The sequence below is a fragment of the uncultured Roseovarius sp. genome (assembly GCF_947489715.1).
Lineage (GTDB): Bacteria > Pseudomonadota > Alphaproteobacteria > Rhodobacterales > Rhodobacteraceae > Roseovarius.
Map to the genome: position 1 here is coordinate 1 of NZ_CANLER010000014.1, position 17,146 is coordinate 17,146.

General features: G+C 53.4%; 15 protein-coding genes. 5 read left to right on the forward strand and 10 right to left on the reverse strand.

The features are described 5' to 3' along the window. Window positions 1–35: 35 nt before the first annotated feature. From Q1B27_RS22755 to Q1B27_RS22765, 3 genes are all read left to right on the forward strand, one after another. Complete coding sequence (locus Q1B27_RS22755) at window positions 36–887, forward strand: DUF1403 family protein (protein WP_299851988.1); 852 nt, start codon at window positions 36–38, stop codon at window positions 885–887. Window positions 888–889: 2 nt separating this feature from the next. After that, window positions 890–1,483: an SMC-Scp complex subunit ScpB gene (locus Q1B27_RS22760; protein ID WP_299851806.1), complete on the forward strand. Its 594-nt coding sequence runs from the start codon at window positions 890–892 to the stop codon at window positions 1,481–1,483. 170 nt (window positions 1,484–1,653) lie between these two features. Further along, window positions 1,654–2,826: an ATP-binding protein gene (locus Q1B27_RS22765; RefSeq protein ID WP_299851809.1), complete on the forward strand. Its 1,173-nt coding sequence runs from the start codon at window positions 1,654–1,656 to the stop codon at window positions 2,824–2,826. Between the two features lie 325 nt (window positions 2,827–3,151). Here Q1B27_RS22765 and Q1B27_RS22770 read toward each other — a convergent pair whose 3' ends face one another. From Q1B27_RS22770 to Q1B27_RS22805, 8 genes are all read right to left on the reverse strand, one after another. Continuing rightward, the gene (locus Q1B27_RS22770; RefSeq protein ID WP_299851812.1) at window positions 3,152–5,023 is read right to left on the reverse strand and encodes a hypothetical protein; all 1,872 of its coding nucleotides are present in this window, start codon (window positions 5,021–5,023) and stop codon (window positions 3,152–3,154) included. A gap of 63 nt (window positions 5,024–5,086) precedes the next feature. Continuing rightward, entirely contained in the window at window positions 5,087–7,015 is a 1,929-nt protein-coding gene (locus Q1B27_RS22775) for a hypothetical protein (protein ID WP_299851815.1), read from the reverse strand. Then, on the reverse strand, window positions 7,012–7,653 hold the full coding sequence (locus Q1B27_RS22780; RefSeq protein ID WP_299851818.1) for a hypothetical protein: 642 nt from the start codon (window positions 7,651–7,653) through the stop codon (window positions 7,012–7,014). The genes Q1B27_RS22775 and Q1B27_RS22780 overlap by 4 nt, the downstream gene beginning before the upstream one ends. A gap of 294 nt (window positions 7,654–7,947) precedes the next feature. After that, the gene (locus Q1B27_RS22785; protein ID WP_299851821.1) at window positions 7,948–8,970 is read right to left on the reverse strand and encodes a reverse transcriptase family protein; all 1,023 of its coding nucleotides are present in this window, start codon (window positions 8,968–8,970) and stop codon (window positions 7,948–7,950) included. A 183-nt stretch (window positions 8,971–9,153) separates the two neighbouring features. Continuing rightward, a complete protein-coding gene (locus tag Q1B27_RS22790) occupies window positions 9,154–9,507 on the reverse strand; it encodes a hypothetical protein (RefSeq protein WP_299851824.1) in 354 nt (117 codons plus the stop codon). Continuing rightward, entirely contained in the window at window positions 9,474–10,286 is an 813-nt protein-coding gene (locus Q1B27_RS22795) for a hypothetical protein (RefSeq protein WP_299851827.1), read from the reverse strand. The genes Q1B27_RS22790 and Q1B27_RS22795 overlap by 34 nt, the downstream gene beginning before the upstream one ends. Window positions 10,287–10,436: 150 nt before the next feature. After that, window positions 10,437–12,218 carry an AAA family ATPase gene (locus Q1B27_RS22800; protein WP_299851830.1) on the reverse strand — a complete coding sequence of 594 codons (1,782 nt, stop codon included), beginning with the start codon at window positions 12,216–12,218 and terminating at the stop codon, window positions 10,437–10,439. A gap of 274 nt (window positions 12,219–12,492) precedes the next feature. Beyond that, entirely contained in the window at window positions 12,493–13,383 is an 891-nt protein-coding gene (locus Q1B27_RS22805; protein ID WP_299851834.1) for an AraC family transcriptional regulator, read from the reverse strand. Window positions 13,384–13,544: 161 nt separating this feature from the next. Here Q1B27_RS22805 and Q1B27_RS22810 point away from each other — a divergent pair, with 161 nt between their 5' ends. Together Q1B27_RS22810 and Q1B27_RS22815 are read left to right on the forward strand one after the other, a co-directional pair. After that, the gene (locus Q1B27_RS22810; protein ID WP_299851837.1) at window positions 13,545–14,414 is read left to right on the forward strand and encodes an SDR family oxidoreductase; all 870 of its coding nucleotides are present in this window, start codon (window positions 13,545–13,547) and stop codon (window positions 14,412–14,414) included. Window positions 14,415–14,426: 12 nt separating this feature from the next. Then, window positions 14,427–15,239 (forward strand): SDR family oxidoreductase, encoded by an 813-nt coding sequence (locus Q1B27_RS22815; protein WP_299851841.1) that lies wholly within the window; start codon window positions 14,427–14,429, stop codon window positions 15,237–15,239. Window positions 15,240–15,641: 402 nt separating this feature from the next. Here Q1B27_RS22815 and Q1B27_RS22820 read toward each other — a convergent pair whose 3' ends face one another. Continuing rightward, on the reverse strand, window positions 15,642–15,914 hold the full coding sequence (locus Q1B27_RS22820) for a hypothetical protein (protein WP_299851844.1): 273 nt from the start codon (window positions 15,912–15,914) through the stop codon (window positions 15,642–15,644). A 301-nt stretch (window positions 15,915–16,215) separates the two neighbouring features. After that, window positions 16,216–17,082, reverse strand: coding sequence for a LysR family transcriptional regulator (locus Q1B27_RS22825; RefSeq protein WP_299851847.1), 867 nt, complete (start codon window positions 17,080–17,082; stop codon window positions 16,216–16,218). Window positions 17,083–17,146 lie beyond the last annotated feature (64 nt).

A 17,146-nucleotide genomic window follows, 5' to 3' on the forward strand; every position in this document is an offset into this window, starting at 1 on the left:
CAGCCATCTCGAACGGTCAAATCACCCTACCGCACTTGCCGGATTGGGTCACCTCGGGCCGTGCGGAAACCCCTGAAACTGTGGCGTTTTTGTCAGGCGCGGCGCTGGCCCACCTGCATCTAGTGGTACGCCGGGACGACGTGCCCCAGGGCTTGCTTCGGCAGCGCCTGGCGTTGCGCGCAGCGGAGGCCTGCGTGATGCGTGCGGGGCGTTCGGAACGGGCTGGGGAGTTGCGCGATGCGGTTGGGTTTCTGCAGCCCGGGGACCATCCCGGCCCGGCGGGTGAGGTCACCCTGTCCTGGCGGCGGGCCGTCGAGCGGCCGGTCTCGGTCAAGGCGCTGCACAGAGCACTGAACGGTGCGCTGCCTACCCTGGCGCCGGAACAGATCGCAATTTTGCTCGATGCGGGGCAGGGTGGGCCGGTGGCACGCACTGCGACTGTGTTGGAGACTGTTCTGGCGGAAAACCCGTGCGACGAGGCGGCCGCTCTGATCCTGGCGGAGGCGGTGCTAGTGCAGGCCTTGGGCTGGAACCACATTGTGCCGCTGCTGGCTGTGGGACTCAAACGCGGTGATCTGCGCAAGCGCGGCGAGGATCTGCGGCTGGCCTGTCATCGGGCGGTAATTGCGTCGGCAGCGGAGGTCATACCACTGGCGGCAGACCTGGCCCGTCGCGCGGCGCGGCTCAACGCGGTAGCGCCCAAGCTGCGCGCCAAGGGGGCAGGGGCAGCGCTGGAGCTGTTTCTGAACCGGGATGCCGTGGCGCCTTCTGCGTTCACCTCGCTAAACTCGGACCGCGCCTCCCGCCGGTTTTGCGACCGGTTGGTGGAACTGGGCGTCGTGCGCGAGCTGACCGGGCGCGATACGTTCCGGCTCTACGGGCTCTGACCATGGCCAAGGACCATCCCGATATCGAGTTCGACCGGGAGCTCGAAGACCTGCCACCTGAGCTGCGCTGGCGCGAATGGATGCGTCGGATCGAGGCGGTGCTGTTCGCGAGCGCGTCGCCGGTGCCGACACGTGACCTGGCCAAGGTGATAGGGCAGGGGGCCTCGGTGGATCAGTTGATCGAGGACCTTGAAGTCGAACTGACGGAGCGCCCTTATGAAATCGCCCGCGTGACAGATGGCTGGATGTTGCGGACCCGGCCCGCCTATGCGCCCGCGATCCGGGCGGCGGCGGATCTGGGGGAGCAGGATCTCGACCTGCGGGAGTTCGATGTCGCTGTCCTCGCTGCCATCGCCTATCACCAGCCGATCACGCGCGAGGGCCTGAAGGACATCTTTGGCAAGGAGATCAATCGCGACCTGATCGGTCGACTGCACGCCCGCGACCTCATCACCACCGGTCCCCGCGCTCCCCGCCGCGGCGCGCCCTACACCTTCGTCACCACCGAACAGTTCCTGGTGGCCTTCGGGCTGGAGTCCTTGCGTGATCTGCCGGACAGGGAGCAGTTGGAAGATGCAGGTCTGACGGAGTGCTGAGGAGCGACCTCAATGGTGTGCGTGCGGCCCAGTAGGCTGTCAGCATGAGTTATAGAAATGTTTCCTATAACTCATGCGAGCGGATTCGGATCAGTGTCAGCTTTCCATCCAATTGGATTCCAACAATATAAACCTTGCAAATCTTCCACTCAATGGAATAAATGCAAGGTATGATCGAGCGCACCCATAGAAAATCCGTCGAAGACTCCCTGGAGGACCAGGCGGGTGTTGTCCTTCTTGGGCCGCGGCAAGTGGGCAAGACGACGCTGGCGCAGGATATCGCAGAAAGCCGGGAAGCTGTCTATCTCGATATGGAGCGAAGCGCCGATCGCCGGATACTCGACGAACCCGATCTTTACCTTGACGAACAGGTTGGAAGACTTGTGGTGATCGACGAGGTTCAGCTTGTGCCGGACCTGTTTCAGGCCTTGCGCGGACAGATCGATCGGCGCCGCAGGCAAGGGCATCGAACCGGGCAATTCCTGCTGCTGGGCTCTGCCTCGAACACGCTGCTGCACCAGAGCGCGGAATCCTTGGCCGGGCGGGTCAGCTATCACGAGCTGACGCCGTTCACCCTGCCGGAGGTTGGCGCGGATGCGCTGTCGGCCCTCTGGCTGCGCGGCGGCTTTCCCGATAGTTTTCAGGCGAAATCTGACCGGGCCAGCCTGATCTGGCGGGAGGATTTCATCCGGACCTATCTGGAGCGCGACATCCCCGCCTTCGGGCTGCGCATTCCGGCGGAGACACTGCGCCGGTTCTGGACGATGCTCGCCCATGAGCAGGGCGGGTTGCTCAATGCGGCGAAACTTGCGGGCAATCTGGGCGTCTCCGGTCAGAGTGTTGCACGCTATCTCGATCTGCTTGTCGATCTGATGCTGGTGCGCCGCCTGCCGCCCTGGCATTCCAATGCCGGCAAGCGCCTGGTCAAATCGCCTAAGATCTTTATTCGCGATTCCGGTCTGGCCCATGCCCTTCTCGGGATCGAGACACAGGAGGATTTGCTGGGGCATCCCGTCATAGGAGGCAGCTGGGAAGGGTTCTGTATCGAGAACCTGATTGCGGCCGCGCCGCGCGGCACTGAGGCAAGTTTTTACCGGTCATCAGCCGGTGCCGAGGTCGATCTGGTTTTGAAACTTCCCAAAGGGGCTATTTGGGCCATCGAGATCAAGCGGACGACATCGCCAAAAGTAACGCGCGGATTCCATATCGCGACAGAAGAACTGGATACTTCAGAACGCATTCTTGTCTATGCCGACGATCGGGAGGTGCCCGGGCAAGGGGGTGTGCGAGCCATGCCTCTCATGGGGGCTATGGAACGGCTGACGTCAGTTCAGAATACTTAGTTGCCGGTTATGGGTTCTTGAAGAGCAGTGAATTTCACCGTTGCCAAAGCATTGCTGCAATTGCAGCGATCGACACCATGCGGGGAAAGCAGACCTTCGCTGCGGACGCCAACAATACTAAGCAATAGCTTAGAAACGGACGTTCACGCGCAAATTGTCCGACCTATTGAAAGCAAAAAACTGACCAATTGAAAGTGAAAGGCCGACTGATTGAAAGCGTCCAGCCGTCGGGCGGGAACCGGACATTCGCTGCAGTTGCAAAAACGGATCATACAAAGGCATTAGCAGTCAATCACACTAAGCATTTAGTAGCAGACATCGACGACTATTTCATTTTCGATGGTGTTTTCAACATGCCAGGAACCCGAAAAACTACAAGATGCCTGACGAGATCGCTGCCCTCTGGCACATATGAGTTGGTCCAGACGCACTCAACTAAGCTCGGAGGCGGTCCTGGACGATCGACTAACTCGAGAATGCCGAGCATTCCAAGCTTCGGGCCTGTCGCTTGGTATGCGACGGCTTGCGCCCGGTAATCCCGAGCGACGGCATCATTAACTACACCTTCGTGTCGTTTGAGTTCGATCACGAACTGCACATCACCGAAGTCGACGTAGAGGTCCGACCGACCGATCGCGATGCCGGGAACCTCTGTTAGGATATTGACAGCCGGCATAGTGGCTCGCAGCCAAACCCGAAGATCGCGTTGTAGGTCATTCTCAATCGCATTCGCACTCCGCAGGTATGCAACATTATCACCTGCCTGGGCTAGATCTGCATTCTGACGGTCTTCGCAAAAGATCACGGTCTTCTGCACGAGTTCGTCGAACGCCACACGGACATCGTCTCGATAGTCTGATGCATCAGCAAAATCTTCGGTTATAGCGCGGCAAATCCGCTGAACATCTGGACGCATCTTCCCTCGCCCTCCGCTCACTTTGTCGGTCAGCGCACTTTCCAACCTGCGGGCCATGTCTGCGGGTACCTGGCTCAAAAAATCGTGGTCTTGGAGGACAGCGCTGAGCTCAGGAAATGCACCGTCCTCCTCCACTAGTCGCGCCGAGAAACTCTCCTCGGCCCGTTTTACGAGCCGTTCTCGCAATGCTTCCGCAACTGGACGCTCCGTGGAAGTCCACTCTTCGTCGTCAAGAAGATCATGGAGATGCGCAGCAAGACCTTTCCGACGTATGAACGCGGCCTCTATCCGTGGAGCGAACAGCGTGTGAAGAGCATCTCCGATCGCGACCGTGCGCTCAGCGTCGTAGATGAAGAGCACCTGTTCCATCACCTTGGCCGCGTGACGCCAACTTTCGCGCCCGAGGTCTCCATCGACTGATCTGAGTAGACGAAGTAAGGACCACCATTCAGCTTCGCGATCCAAGCGAGGCTTAAGCCAATCTGGTGTTTGGCTCACCCCCAACTGATCGTAGCGTTCTGTTAGTAGACGCCCTAGTTTTTCGATCTGATCTGAAAGTCCATTATCGGTGTCGGTAGAAAAAGATAGGATGATATCGATTACAGCCACCTGCACTGCGGCATCGAGCCGGCTCGCATCGCGACGCAGGACATTCATGAACAGGCCGCGTGCGTCGCGAATGGCAATGTCAATCCCGACCACATCAACAGCGTTCAGAGCGTTGGCCAAGGCGACCATAGCCAGTTCGAACGCTGCATCGTCTGCAGCTTCGTCATTTGCCTGGAGTCGGATTAAAACGTCCCTGAGTTCAATGTCTCCCCATTGGTGGTAGGCCACACCGACGATCCGCGCAGCGTACTTAGCGAAGAGGCCATCATCGTCGCTCGTCAATCCATCGATCAGAAGCAAGGTCCGTAGTCTCGTTCGACGATCCTCCAGTCCAAGGCGAAACAGAGCTTCGAGGGCATATGCTGCGATTAGCGCATCTTTGCCCGATTGCCGCTCTTCGACCCGTTGGACCAAGGCCTCCACGAGCTTTGGTCGCGCGGACAGCCTAAGTTCCGGATCGGCCAGTAGCACATTCGCGGCATCACGAAAGACGGCTGGTTTGTCGGCCTTGAGAAAACCTTCCGCGACAAGGTCGAGCAGTAATGTTTGGTCCTGAGCTGACCCACCTCTGATGCACTCCAATAGTACGTCAAGAAAAGGGCTAGAAATGACAGCTTCCCGATCTCCAAGGATCGCTTCGACGCCGCCGAGTTCTTCGAGCGAAGGGATCATGCCACTCGCAACACTCGCCTCTAACGCAGCACTCACACTCATCCCGTGCGTCATTATCGGCAACTACCAGACATAGCTCTCGCCTCGTGCGATGCGGCATCGCTCTTTGCCCAACACACCAATGATCTCGTCCACGTTTGTACCTGCTACGATTACCTGTAGCTCCCCCATCTCTTCTGCGATCTTTCTTAGTTCGCCTAGAAGCGCTTCGAGATTAACCTTGGTAACCTCCTCCTTACCCGGTGAGTCGACAATCAGAAGGCCTGGATGACGGCCAATTCCCAGCTTCCGTCCGACTCGCAGAAGCGCAATCGCAGTCGCGAGGCGAAGTCTCAATTTCTCGCCGTCTGTCACCTTAGAGAAACTCGTCTTTGCCCCACCCTTTGTGATTTTCAGAGATGCATTGCTGTTTAGGTCGACCGCTTCGAGTGCTTCAATACCCAAGCGGCGACCGAGCGGTAGTATCTCGGCGTTCAATGCATCAAGAATGTCTTTTCGCCCCACATTGTAGGCCTTCGTTGTCTCCTTTTCTGCAATGGTTATCAGCGCTTCGTCAGGATCAGCCCTGGACTCTTCCGGCTCAACGCTGCGTTCTTTGAGCGCACCCTGCAGACGAGCTAAATCGAGTTCGGCGTTCTGTTTCGCAGTAAAGTCTGCCCCCTTTATCATCTCATTCAAATCTGATTGCGCCTGAGCAAGAGTTGCTGAGGCGGCTGCGGCTGCCGCGGTTGCTGACTTGCTAGCCGCCCTGGCGCGTTCTGTAGCAGCTTTCGACGCGGTTGCGCGGGCTTCTGTCGCTTCCAGGGTCTCGCTCACATCCTCGAAACGATCCTCTGGAATGCTTTCTGCACAAAGAGAACATGCCAGCTCAGCTGCTTCAGCTTTTACCCGAGCAGTGGTAACCTTGGTCTCGCATCGTGGACAGCACTCGGGATTCAAACCATTAAAGAACTCCGTAGCCACGATTGACTCGCGCAAGTTTCTAACGTCCCTTTCATCCTGCAATGCAGCCTCGCGCACTTGACTAAACTCTGATTCTGCGGCGAAAGCACGCGCCTGCAGCTCAGACAGTTTCCGCGTAGCCAATGCTACGGCCTCTCCTGCCTGCTTCAATGCTTCCGCAGTTGTTGTCTCTTCAGGTAAACCGGCGAGTTGCCGTCGCACCACTTCAATTTCGGCCTCCAAACGCGACTTTGCCGCTTCTGTTTCAGCCTTGGAGCTCTGTGCCGCACGATCCATCTTTTTGCGTTTTTGTCCGAGTTCCTTCTTAGCGGTCGTGACGAATGTCTTTGTGCTCGCCCATGGAAGTCCAACATACATTTGGAGCATACGCGCTGGCAGCCCGGCCATCAGCGCGTCACCTAGAAGAACCTTATGCTCGCCCCCGAGATAGAATACGTTGGAGAGTGCGAGCCAACCGTGCTCAACAACATCCCTTTCGTCTTCCTCGCCCTGCATCGCAGGAAGAACATCCAAGTCGAGCGCATCCATCATGAACCGTTCCATCACCAGAGCGAACCCTTCGTCGGATGTGAAGTTCTCGAGCGGGTGATGCGAGTTGTCCGGAGCGCGGCGCTCGAGCTGTCCCTTTGGTTCTCCGTTGATCAGATCGAAGGCGATCCTATAGCGCTGGTCATCCACAGCAAAGTGTAAGGATACATGCGAGAGCCAACTGCGCACATCTTCCTGTAGGTTTTTTGTCAAACCACGAAGGCACCACAAGATGATCTCTAGGACCGTCGATTTACCACGGAAATTATGTTCACTCGTTACGGCCCAGACTCCCGGTTCTAGTCCCGTCCATTCGAAGTCGATCGTGCCCGTCATCTCACCTTTTTTCTCGCCCGAGAATGCAATTCGTTCGATCACGAAAGATCGAGCTGGGCGCGCTGACCGGTCCGGAACGACACCCCATCGACGCAACCGTTTGCTTGCCTGTTCTGGAGAAAGGTTCGCTTTGTCTGCGATTATCTCAAGCCAGTTTCGGCTCATGTCTGCTCCTCGCTTTCAAGATTTCTAAGGCGTTCCAGGACGCGGTCCGAAATCGATCTAATAGGCTGTGATAAATCGGTTTCGGCGTACTCTTTCTGAAGGTACTGGCGATCTTTTAGCGCCGTGCCGCCGCGTCCACCCGCAACAGCGGCGACCAATTGTGCGCGATCACGGTACCAGGCTAGTTCCGGCGCTGCTTTGGCGAGCGACTTCATCGCCTCCAAACCTCTTTGAGTCAGTAGGTACAGGTGGCGTTGGACACGGCCAGGTTGGCCGATCCTTCTAATTCTGATCAGGTCTGCGGACCGAAGTATAGCTAGGGCGGTATCTAAAGGCTCAAAGGCGCCGAAATGATAGCGGACCATTGGCAAGTGGCGGAGATCAGGCTCTCGGTCGTCGAATATACGCCTTGCTGTATCGAGAAGTTTCTTTGAACCGTTATCTTCGTAAGAGTTCAGCAACTCGTTTGCTAAGTAATCGGGATACCGCATCCAGAAATCCAGCGCTTGCAACCGTGCTTGTCCGTCTAGGATCGCAACGATGTCTCCATCCCACTTGCCGGGTTCCGGATCTCTGCCACCAGCGACGATGCACGCCAGAAGCCGTACAGCGTTTTGTCGATCGGATGCTTTTTTCAATTCCCCCAGTGGCCTCCGCAATCTTTACTTATGCTATGGCTAGCAAAAAACGTTTTTTGACAATGATTTATCCCTGAAAGTTGCTCAAAACTTGTGATTTAGTGTTCGCTTTTAAGGTGTGCTTGTCAACAATGGGCTTTAGCTCTAGGTGCAAGCAAAAAGTAACCCGACTTCAATTCAACCCTATTCATGTTAATTAGTCCGATTGAACTGTCTTTTCTGAACATGTCGGAGTCGACGGAAGGGCACCGAAGACTTGTGTGTTTGATTATGTATTGGTCAAGTGTGCCGAACCTAATTGTCAAACGGCTTTGCCATTTGTTCAAGTTTTCGCTTCTTGCTCTCCAGATTTTTATCTTTGCCGAGTAGAAAGAGTGCGTGTGAAATGCGGCCCAATGTGTTGTTCAAACATGCCTGAGGGCTTCGCCATCCAGTCTGTCTCGCGTGGCCATAGATACCATACTTTTCAATGTAGTAGATATCCTGTCGCAATTGACGCAGAAAATCACGTCCTGGACTCATCCTAGAGTTCACAACAACGCCCGCGATCTTCTGTCGTGCGTGCTGCGCTATGCAACGAGTCTTTGCCAAGTTAATATTGAGGTCGTGATCGGAAAGCATTTTGTCGACGAACTGACGAAGGGAAGGAAAGTCGACTTCGCCACCCGAGATGGCGATGTCATCTGCATATCTGGTGAACCTCAGGCCGTGTTCTCTACAGTATACTAATAGTTTCTCATCACACTCTTTCATGAAAATATTGCTGAGGTACCCGCTTGTCGCCGCACCTTGAGGCAGACAACCGTTCTTGGTGCAGATACCACTTAGCAATCGAGACACAGCCTTGGTGTATCCTAGAGTTCTGAAGTAGTTATAGACCCAGAAGCTGGAGATTGAACCGAAGAAATCTCTTACGTCGCTCTTGAAAACAAAGGCCTGTTTTCGGTGAAACTTTGCATTTTCTTTGATCGAAGAACGTTTGCGGTAAGCTTTTGCTGCTGGATGTATTTCTGTAGTTTCCAAGATGTTGCTTAAGACCCATTTTTGCAGGTAGAGCAGCAGCGGCAATGGCGCAGATATGAGTCTTTTTCCGCCGTTGTGCTTACGCACCGAAAAATCTGTGTAGTACCGATCTGGAGCATTGGAGATCGAAAACAGTTCGTGCATTTGTATTTTAACAAGCAAAGAAAAATGCGCGGGGGACAAGATTACAGGCAGGCCTGTATCGGTCAGTTTTTTGATATAGGCTTCTACCGCTGCTCGGTGTTCATCCTTTACGCTTGCCGCATAGCCGATCTGTGGTGTCTTGGTGTTCATTGTGGGAAGCTCTCGAAGCTACAATAATCATCGGAAATCTTTTGATAGAAAGAATTCCGAACGAGGACTTGTCTGAGTTACCTTCTTCGAGTTCGCAGCTCTGCAAGAAATCGAAGAAGGTAATGGCTCGTTGATAGTCCGATTTCGGATGGCGACTCGCCAGCCCAGCTCGCAATCTCTCGACTACTCGCTAATACTAGCTTCACGGGCTATTTCGCCCGCAAGAGAGCTTCCTACAATAAACTCCTTTTTGATTTGATTGCGTTTCAGTCGTGCATCTTGTTTGAAATCGATCATCGGTGGCTTTTTCCCTCCGTAAGCTCGTTTTAGCAAATGTATACCCGTGTCAGTAAGCGCGAATTCCTTGTCTTTGCGGACAATCAGACCCGCCATTTGAAGTATTTTCAAGCGGTTTGCTAGTTGTGCTTTTGGTGCGAGCACAAGACGAAGCGGAATACGTTGCCGGAAATAAATGGCCCGCAATATGTCACGATCTTCTTTGCTTAGCGTTTTGGTCTTGGAAATGGTGCCGGCCACTTTTTTTTCCCTTCTACCCAAAAAATTGGAAGCGTGTTATTTGGCGTTGACTTCAAAGTTATCAGCGCTTCGCTGCCATCCCAACCCCGTTTGGCTCGCTCCGGACATGCAGTTTTACTTTCGAGTATATCGTACTCAGCGTACAACTCGTTCAGCAATCGGCCGCTTTTATATGCCAGTTGAGGCAGCGCTTTCGGCCTCGTGTCCAAAGTAATAATTTGGAAGCCTTCAGCGGCTAGTCTTTTGGCTGCCTCTTCTTGGATACACATCGTTGCAATATGCGTAACGTTGAAGTCTTTGCCAGAGTCTACAACTTTATCTCGCATTTTGAGAAACTGACCGCCAGTGCCTATGAAGTCATCCACACTGATATGCGGGCCATTGTGCGACTGGCACTTGTCCGATCTTAGGTCATCCAAGAGTTTTACCTGATTGTCCTCGAAGAAGGCAGTGAAGTTGCCCATATCGTAGTGCAATGCTTGCCCGCTCTTTGGTCGTTCTGCGTTGTAGTCTCTCACTGGTGTTATGATTGTCTCTGCATTTCCAACAGATTTTTTGATTTCTACCATCAAAGCCCGCGCAAATGACGTATAGTCTTTTACAATGCGATAGTCCTCAAGGAGCTGCAAAACTAGAGAGGCTTCGTTCCGGGGTAGGTGTGCGAGCAAATCGTAAATTGCGTCTCGTACTGATTTTGTTGGATGCGCTTCATGGTCGAACGCCTCCCAACTATTGGCAGTTACAAGGTCGTCCAACCATTCAACATGTTCTGCTTTCAACGGAACCTCACAACAGACGACATCGTCTAAGATAACCACTATCAAGAGTGGCTGCAATGAGCAGACCAGTCATTACGCACCCGAAAAGCGGCCTTTTACCTCACGCCTTTTTGCCATGCTACCTATCAGTAGACCGACAAAAAATTCCCTTCAGCTTATCGGCATCATACCGTTGGCATCCAAAATCATCTGCACCAATTCGGTAACGCGCGTTTTCAGATCAAGAACATCAAAGTCGACGGATTCGTCTTCACCGCAAATGATGTTCGCTGCTCCAACTTTATCACCAGCCTTGTATATATTGTCGAAACCAGGCTTCGCGCCCTTACGCTCAAAATAGAATGCGTGATCATAGGCACCGCCGGCTGAAGGCGCACCGTAGATCTGCGAGTGACGTTCCCTCAAGCTATCTTGCAGTCGCTCATGGGGCACATAGTTCTCAATTTCGCGCCCTTTAGTGATCCAGACTATGCCCCCATCCTTGGACATTTCCTCTTTCAATCGCCGCGCCGCTGGTTTCAGTGGAGCGCCTGGTTCGTCCTTATCGCTATCTATCACTACCGCAATATTACGATTCAGGTCTCGCAGTTTGATAAAATCTTCAATTGCGCTGTCATTCGCGCTCAAATGGCTAATCAGTCCGCCACCATAAAACATGATTGTAAAATGCACGCCTTCAATCAGGCGATCATCTAGTGCCTTCAACCAATGCTTCACATATATGCGATCCGAAGGCCCTTCGACCCAAATCACGGCATTGGCTTGTAGGATATCAGAAGCACGGTAGCCTAGATCATCACAAATTTTGCGCTGATCGCCTTTGGTGATAGCCGCTTCAACATAGCTCTGTATCCCATCATTTCGAACATGAAAAACCGCAGCTCCGGGCGTATCAATAAATGTCGCCGAATGGGTTGCGATGAAATACTGGTTTTCCGTGTGGTCTTGCAGATAACGGATCAATTTGCGTTGAAGTAAGGGATGCAAATGGATTTCTGGTTCCTCAATGCACATGATTTTGTGCTGATGGATAGTGCAAAATGCCGCGATCAAAATGACTTCGTGAATGCCAGTGCCAAGTGACGATAGTGGCAATACCTTTTGATCCATGTGCACAAGTAAATGTTCGCGATGGTTCGGGATTTCCAGCAGTGCATCAGGTTTGTCCGTTACTACTCGCACAAACTCATTGATCTTATCAAAGATGACTTTGCGTTCGCGCTCATCGAAATCTGGGTTTTGAATCTCTGCGAGATGCTTGATTAAACCTTTGCCGGACAGATCATCAAAAGCATCATTGCCATCGCCAAGCTGGCGTTTTGCAGGGATGAGCATACGTTCCGGGAATTTGGGTTCCAGGCTTTTTGTTACCTGCTGAAGCACGCCCCTAGCATTCCCTTCCAGGCTATCCTGTCGGACTAGGCCAAACAGTTGAGCCAAGTCGCTCCAACGGTGGGTATCTAAACCAAAGTCAAAGTCTCGGTTGTAGATATCCTCCCCTAAAATTGGCTTTCCGGTCCGGCTCGCTAGGTCCACCCAGATGCCAGCAAAGTAGAGCAGATGCTTTGTAATTTCAGAAGACACTCCTTCAAGTTCATCTCCAACCGCCAGTGCGCGATGCCCACCTCTTCGATATGCGTCTTGGGTTTTCCGCAAAGTTCTCAAAAGATGTGTTCTATAAGTCCGTTCCGACACTCCAATAAAACTTTGAAAACTACCCTCCGTTCCACCGCGATACGTATCGACGGATTCTGTGTTCGCTACGCCAACACCTAAAGGTAAGTGGTCTTTGATTAGTTTTAGGACTATCGACTTCCCGGCATTGTTGGAGCCCACAAAGAAGTTCATTTCAGAGAATGGTGCGATGTATTGGGTCTCGGGACCGATGCCCCGGTAGAACTGAATCGCGAGGCCCTCAAGGTATGCTGGCATGTTCAACTACATCAAAATTGCAATTCATTACATTCTACAATCAATGGAGGAGCCTGATTGCCGCGTCAACATCGATGCAATTGTTGCCGCCTGAATTCAGCTTCATTGCTAGAAGTAGCTATACTCTAAACGATATGAGTATTCGGAGAGACTAACATTACCGTCGCAATTGGAAAAAATGCTGCGCTCAGCACCAATGGCGGCTTTCGGGAAGCCAAACGGTGAATTCTGGGCACGGCCGAATGTCCGGTTAGGGCCGGTTCCCGTTCTTGCCTTAGTCGGTTAATTCAAGCTCGCGGTCTTGCCTTGGCGATCTACCGAACTTGCGTGAATACTCTCGCGAGAATTGCGCTGAGCTTTCGTAGCCAACGGCGAAGGCGACTTCTGAAACCTTGGAACGGCTTGTCCGCAGGTCATCTCTGGCTTTCAGCAAGCGCAGGTCTTTTTGGTATTGAAGCGGCGATGTTCCGGTCACGGCCTTGAATTGCTCGAAGAACGCGGAATTGCTCATCCCGATCCTTGCGGCCAGATCTCCGACGACGATGGTTTCCTGCAGGTTAGCCTGAATGTCCCGCGTTGCCAGATGGATGCGGCTGGCGGTGCTTTCATGCCAGAGTAGTCTTTGAAGAACCTGAGCATGTTGCCCGATCAGGAGTCTTGCATGGATTTCGCGGGACATGATCGGTGCCAACAGTTGCCGCGTCTCCTCTTCCTCGCACTGAAGGAAATAGCGGTGAAGTGCGTCTGTCAGACCTGGATCGGTGTCACACAAGCAGATCGAGAACGGATCGGAAGACGGTCCGTTCAATGCGGGTGGCACTGCGGGGGCCAATGACCTGAGAAGATCGAGATCAAGTGGAAAGACCAAGGCAGTGTAAGGGACCTCTGACGACGCTTCGATGATCCGTGAAATGACAGGTAGGGTATGGCTCACGATGAGGGACTTCCCGGCGCCGACAGTTAATGTTCGGGTGCTGGACCCGACCTGCTTTGCACCCTGCAAGATCAGGCAAAGAAGCGGTCGATAAACGGTCGCATTTAGGTCGGTTGTTGCGTGATGCCGCAGTAGGTGGGTGCCGCTTTGCGCATGATGGATTGCGCCCTCAGCGACGCCTGCCTGATCGAGCAGCACTGTAACATGTGACAACAGGTTTTGGCTGTTCATGTTGTTGGTCTCCAATGTGATCCTGTTGATAGCGCCTCTACCCACTGTGTCATAACGGAAATCTGCAGTTTTGGAGAATCAGACAAGTATTCTGGTTAAACAGGAAAGAATGAGACCCTCACTGCGACTATCGTGATCATATCATAACGGAGGAGACCGACATGCAAAAGGTCATGATCACTGGCATCGCAGGCGGGTTTGGAAAGCCAACCGCGCTCGCACTTTTCGGGAGAGGCTATCAGGTCGCCGGAAGTGTGCGAAGCCGGAAGGGGAAGAACGCCGATACTGTTGAGGAGCTTGAGGCGGCTGGCGCGTCCATCGTTGAAATGGACGTGACCGACACGGCCAGCACCGAGCATGGAATGGCGGAGGCCATCGAACGTCTTGGCGGCCTTGACGTCCTGTTCAACAATGCCGGTATCGGCTCCTACGGCATTCAGGAATTGATGTCGCCTGAGGACATGGCCCGCATGTTCGATGTAAACGTGATGGGTGTGCAGCGTGTCATGCGCGCGGCGTTGCCCCATATGCGTTCGCAAGGGCGGGGGACGGTTCTCTACACCTCCAGCCTGATCGGCAGGATTGCGACGCCATTTTACGGGACCTACTCAGCGTCCAAATGGGCACTGGAGGCGATCGTCGAATGCTATCGGACTGAATTGTCAGGCTTTGGGATTGAATCCTGCATCATCGAACCCGGCGCCATGCCGACTGCCTTCTTCGATGGGATGGTTGCTCCGAATGATCCGGAGCGCGAGGCGCAGTACGGAGAGTTTGCGGCGGTGCCCGCAATGTCAGCCGCCGGATTGGCCCAGATGCTTGAAGCAACGCCGGATCAACGCCCCGAGCGGATCGCGGAAGCCGTCGTCGACCTTCTGGAAAAGCCCTTCGGGCAAAAGCCGTTCCGCACCGTTGTGGATCATGTGGGCGTCGGCCCACAGATCGAGCGCTACAATGATGTGCTTCATGACGTCACCCGCAAAGTCATGACCAGCTTTGGCATCGAAGACATGCTGAAGCTCAACGCTTGAGGGAGAAACTACATGAAGACCATACTGATCACCGGTGCTTCGTCGGGCATTGGCGAAGCCACAGCCAAACACTTTCAAACCAACAGTTGGAACGTCGTAGCCACGATGCGAAATCCCGATGGCGCTGACGACCTCGCCGAACTGGACAACGTCCATGTGGTGCGTCTTGATGTCACCGATCCGGACTCTATCAAAGATGCCGTTGCATCAAGCATCGACCGTTTCTGCAAGATTGACGTCTTGCTCAACAATGCAGGCTACGGTGCCTATGGCGCGCTGGAAGCGTTCTCCATGGATCGTATCCGGCGTCAATTCGACACCAACGTGATTGGCCTGATGGAAGTCACGAAGGCCGTGCTGCCGCACATGCGGGCAAACCGCACAGGCACGATCATCAATATCTCGTCCATCGGCGGTCAGATCACTTTCCCGCTCGGCACACTCTACCACGGCACCAAGTTTGCGGTCGAAGGCTTGTCAGAAGCGCTACACTACGAGCTGGAACCGCTTGGCATCCACGTCCGCATTGTCGAGCCTGGAATGATCAAAACAAACTTCGGCGGAAGCTCCTTCGACTTTGCTATAGACGAGAGCCTCTCGGACTATGCGCCGATGGCCGAAGCCATGGGGCGGGTCTTTGGAAAACTGGCGTCCAACCCATCCGATCCTGAGACCGTTGCAGAAGTGATATGGGACGCCGCCAATGAGACCGGCGACCGCCTCAGGTTCCGCGCCGGAGCAGACGCCGTTGAACTTTTGGACAGACGGAAAGTACAGGACGACGCTACCTTCATCGGCGGGATCAAACAGCTAATGAGGGAATAAGGTTTGGCGAAATCGCAGCGATGGCAACGTCCGCTTTCGGGAAGCTGCGCAGCGGCATCGCTTGTCACGACGAGAGTCCGGAATGGGCCGTTGCCGTGTCAGTCAAACGGTCTCCTGAAGTCTATCCTCCGGATTCGACCACTTTGCTCTCTAAGCCAGTCCTTTCCTTCTGGGTCAGTGTATTCCACCTCTACACTTGGATGTCCGAATACACGGCTCTCTAACATCGCGTAGTCAACAGTCTCACTTATCGTCTGACGAGGGGGGACGGTGCCAAGAACGACTTCGATGTCAGCGAAAGGCTCGCCGAAATTCTCCATTTTGTAAGCTCTTATAACACAATCAAGAAATGGGATCATCGTTGGGTTCTTGACGCGTAGGATCCAGCTACCGTTTTCTTCCTCACACCAACCAGTCAAACCAATTTCGGATTGCCCTGTGATAGCTCCAAAAAAACGGTCTCCTCATGTTTTTGCTTCCATCCATCAAGAGTTGAGACAGGGAAATCGATGCCTTCATTTTTGTCGATAAGTGCAGCGCACGCAGCGCAAAGCCAGATTCCGTTACTTGCTGATTTCCGTTGATCGGGGTCTTGTTCAGAGTTGTAACGAGGCCCGTTTTCTTGAGCTGCGCAAATGTGTGCAGCAACTCCTTGGGAGATTGATCTGGTTTCATCTGCGGCTGAGGGACCGATCGTAGTTTTCTTACAATCTGGGTTGCTGCATCTGAAAGCTGCGCGTTCTCCCAAAATCCGCTTTGTCGTAGGACTAAAGTCGTCTCTCATTTGCTGTTTTCTCGCGTAGGTCCGGGTGTGCTCAAGATTCTTGGTTATCGACCCGTCGAACACAAGTCTCAACTTGAACCGATTTAGCAACGTCCGCTATTCGAAAGCTGCACTGCCGCAACTACTCTGATTGCCAAGGTCGGCTTCGGGCCGGAGGAACCGCAATATTGAGCTCTGCTTGGAAACCCGGCGTCAAATCTGGTTTTCGGCTTCTTTGGCAGCTATTTCACGCAAGCCAACGATGGCTATTTCCAATGCTGGTTTGTCAATTGGATCAGCATTGTAGACCAGGTAAGCCGGGCGCTTCAAAACCGGGGCACCCTCCATCAGATAGAGTTTTTTCTCAGCAATCATTCCCTGAACGACACGAAGCGGAAAATATCCCGAGCCACCGTTTTTCAGGATGTATTGTAATCCCAACGGGCCCAAGCCTACAGTGATTGCAGCGGTTTCCATGTTTGGGAATGCCTGGGCATGAGCGTCCAGAAATACATCACCCCAATCGACAAATACATAATCTTCAATCCAGCCCGTTGTGAGTTCGCGCTGTTTCGTGCTGACGAGAACCAGTGCTTCTTCCAGCAAGGTTTCGACAATGAGGTCGGATGTATGACGAGGTTGATACATCACGCCAATATCCAGCAACCCATCAGTGAGCATTGCCATTTGGGCGGGTGAGTAATCCGTCTGGATGTTCAAGGCGATGTCGGGAGCCTGACATCTCATCCATGCCATCCAATCAAGAACCAGTCGTTCCCAAAGACTGACCTGAGCACCCACCGAAAGCATGCTGCGGAATTCGGGCCGGAGAGTAACGGTATGCAAGGATTTTTGCCAAAATGACTTTATGTTTTTTGCATAGAAGAGAAACTGTTGTCCCGCAGCTGTCAGACGGCATCCTGAATGGTTTCTGATCAACAGAGAGTGTCCGACAAGCTGCTCCAGTGCTTTGATGCGAGCGCTCACGGTTGACTGAGTGACATTCAGTGTTTGTGCAGCGCGATTGAAACTTCCGGTTTCCGCAAGTTCAAGGAATGTCTTTATCTGATCCAAGGTCATTCGTTCACCATACGGCTCAATCGTAATTTTCGATTGATCCTATCATATCTATTTGTTTTCCAGA

Bases quoted from the DNA above. Each gene is read 5' to 3' on its own strand.
- Q1B27_RS22760 (WP_299851806.1), top strand. From the start codon at position 890: ATGGCCAAGGACCATCCCGATATCGAGTTCGACCGGGAGCTCGAAGAC.
- Q1B27_RS22765 (WP_299851809.1), top strand. From the start codon at position 1,654: ATGATCGAGCGCACCCATAGAAAATCCGTCGAAGACTCCCTGGAGGAC.
- Q1B27_RS22770 (WP_299851812.1), bottom strand. From the start codon at position 5,023: ATGATCCCTTCGCTCGAAGAACTCGGCGGCGTCGAAGCGATCCTTGGA.
- Q1B27_RS22775 (WP_299851815.1), bottom strand. From the start codon at position 7,015: ATGAGCCGAAACTGGCTTGAGATAATCGCAGACAAAGCGAACCTTTCT.
- Q1B27_RS22785 (WP_299851821.1), bottom strand. From the start codon at position 8,970: ATGAACACCAAGACACCACAGATCGGCTATGCGGCAAGCGTAAAGGAT.
- Q1B27_RS22800 (WP_299851830.1), bottom strand. From the start codon at position 12,218: ATGCCAGCATACCTTGAGGGCCTCGCGATTCAGTTCTACCGGGGCATC.
- Q1B27_RS22805 (WP_299851834.1), bottom strand. From the start codon at position 13,383: ATGAACAGCCAAAACCTGTTGTCACATGTTACAGTGCTGCTCGATCAG.
- Q1B27_RS22810 (WP_299851837.1), top strand. From the start codon at position 13,545: ATGCAAAAGGTCATGATCACTGGCATCGCAGGCGGGTTTGGAAAGCCA.
- Q1B27_RS22815 (WP_299851841.1), top strand. From the start codon at position 14,427: ATGAAGACCATACTGATCACCGGTGCTTCGTCGGGCATTGGCGAAGCC.
- Q1B27_RS22820 (WP_299851844.1), bottom strand. From the start codon at position 15,914: ATGAAACCAGATCAATCTCCCAAGGAGTTGCTGCACACATTTGCGCAG.
- Q1B27_RS22825 (WP_299851847.1), bottom strand. From the start codon at position 17,082: ATGACCTTGGATCAGATAAAGACATTCCTTGAACTTGCGGAAACCGGA.